This window comes from Bacillus sp. GMs2/2 (genome assembly GCF_050172095.1).
GTDB lineage: Bacteria > Bacillota > Bacilli > Bacillales > Bacillaceae_G > Bacillus_A > Bacillus_A cereus.
In genome coordinates this window covers 1-1,817 of record NZ_JBNLYE010000591.1, presented here as the reverse complement: position 1 = coordinate 1,817, position 1,817 = coordinate 1, and the positions used below count along the sequence as shown (strand labels likewise).

The window sequence follows — 1,817 nt, the reverse complement described above, 5'->3', positions numbered from 1 at the left end:
CCATAAAATACATTATTTGTTTTTTTGATATAATCAATATCATTTTGCCAATTTATATGGAAGTTTAACCATTTCTGAATTTCATCTTTAAAAGTTGGAAATTCTAATTGTTTTACTTCAATATCCTTACAAACTTTATTCTTTATTTTAGTCAAATCATTTAAATTATAATAAGAAAGATCGTACACTTTTTCATAGCCCAACTTATTATAAAAATGAATCGCTCGGTCGTTTCCTACAATGACTTCGAGAAAAAGTTGCTTACATCCATGTTGAATCGCCTCTTCTTTATGCAGTTCAAATAATTTTTGACTCACACCAATACCGCGGTAATTAGGATGAACCGCTAATGTTCCGCAGCGCATAGTCTTTATACTTTCATAATCCTTTATGCCACCTAGTATTACGCCAACAGATTTGCCTTCTTCTAAAGCAAGAAAAGAATGTTCTAGCAAATTACCTTCTGGTCCCAAAAAACGTTGTATAAAATCCTCTTTTGAAACCTCCATCTTAATAATGTAATCTGAAAATCCATCTTTAAAAGCTTCATATACTAAATCAATATTTACTTCACTACACCTTTTATATTGAATCATATAAAATTGCCCTCCAACTGCTTATATTAAACTCAACGTGTACCCATATAATATATTCCATCTATTATAAATTTCAGCTCTTAATTTGAAATGAGCGGACATTTCCCTACATATAACTCACTATTGATTTGTTTTATAACAAACTATCTATTATTTACTACATTAACCTCATAAACACGTAAAAAAGCAATTAAATGCTCACATGCTCTTTCACATGCTAGCATTTTAAAGATTTTTTGTTCTTCTTTCGTTTTATCATTTGCTTGATCTGAAGCAGCTTTTAAACAGAGAAATGGTTTTTTATTTATTTGGCATACATAGGCGAAAGCTGCTACTTCTTGATCAACTGCCAATGCTCCATATACGGTATGGAGTAAATATCTCATTTCTGAACTACGAATACGTTGATCTCCTGATAAAAATGTACCGAAATGTATCGGATCATACGATCGTATTTTTTTTATTCTTCTTACAAGTGATTTTGTTGTTTCAATAGGTGCTGTTCTACCGTTATATAAATTAAAAACATCTTCTCCTGAACCAGCAGCAGTAACATCATGTTGTATTGCGTTTAGTGCGACTACAATATGACCGTTTTTCACCTTGTTTGATAAACTTCCGCATATTCCTGTCATAAACAACTCATCTGGCTGAAACTCACTAATTAACAATTGTACACAACTAGCGCAGCTTACTTTACCGACACCAGTAACAACTGATATAATTTCCAGCTCATTAATAGTATGAAAATGAAATTCCCAAGCTGCTCTTTTTTCAACACGTTCACTTGGATAATGTTGATGCAAATACGTCAGTTCTGGTTCCCATGCAGATACAATTGCAATACGTTTCATTACACGCTTCACTTCCCCTATTGTCATTTAAATAAGTTATCTATACTTTCTCGTTCATAATCTGGAATCCATTCTTTGTATTTCTTATATAAATCTCGTATTATTTCTTTATTCTTCGCAATTACTTCACATCCTCTATCATCATACATAAACATGACAATATCTTTCGTTGCATTTATGAGAAATACATCTGGATAAGAAATTTCTTTTTTTCGTCCAAATCGAGGATATAAATCAAAGAAATCCTCATGATTAGCAACTTGTATAAGCGATTCATATTTAATATGTTCCGCAAGGCATTTTAAAGAAAAATGATATGTACAATATAAATCTGCTTCTTCATCTTCAAATAAGAACGGTAACGTTT

3 protein-coding genes are annotated in these 1,817 nt (G+C 31.4%); all 3 read right to left on the bottom strand.

From position 1 onward, the window contains the following. Positions 1 to 596, bottom strand: a 596-nt coding sequence (locus ACQGS6_RS27690) for a GNAT family N-acetyltransferase (RefSeq protein WP_426965973.1), incomplete at its 3' end; no start/stop codon positions are given. A gap of 143 nt (positions 597 to 739) precedes the next feature. Beyond that, entirely contained in the window at positions 740 to 1,477 is a 738-nt protein-coding gene (gene mtnN, locus ACQGS6_RS27685; RefSeq protein WP_001987381.1) for a 5'-methylthioadenosine/S-adenosylhomocysteine nucleosidase, read from the bottom strand. Next, the coding region (locus ACQGS6_RS27680; protein ID WP_426965972.1) for a DUF3885 domain-containing protein at positions 1,474 to 1,817 on the bottom strand (344 nt) is incomplete at its 5' end. The genes ACQGS6_RS27680 and mtnN, both read right to left, overlap by 4 nt.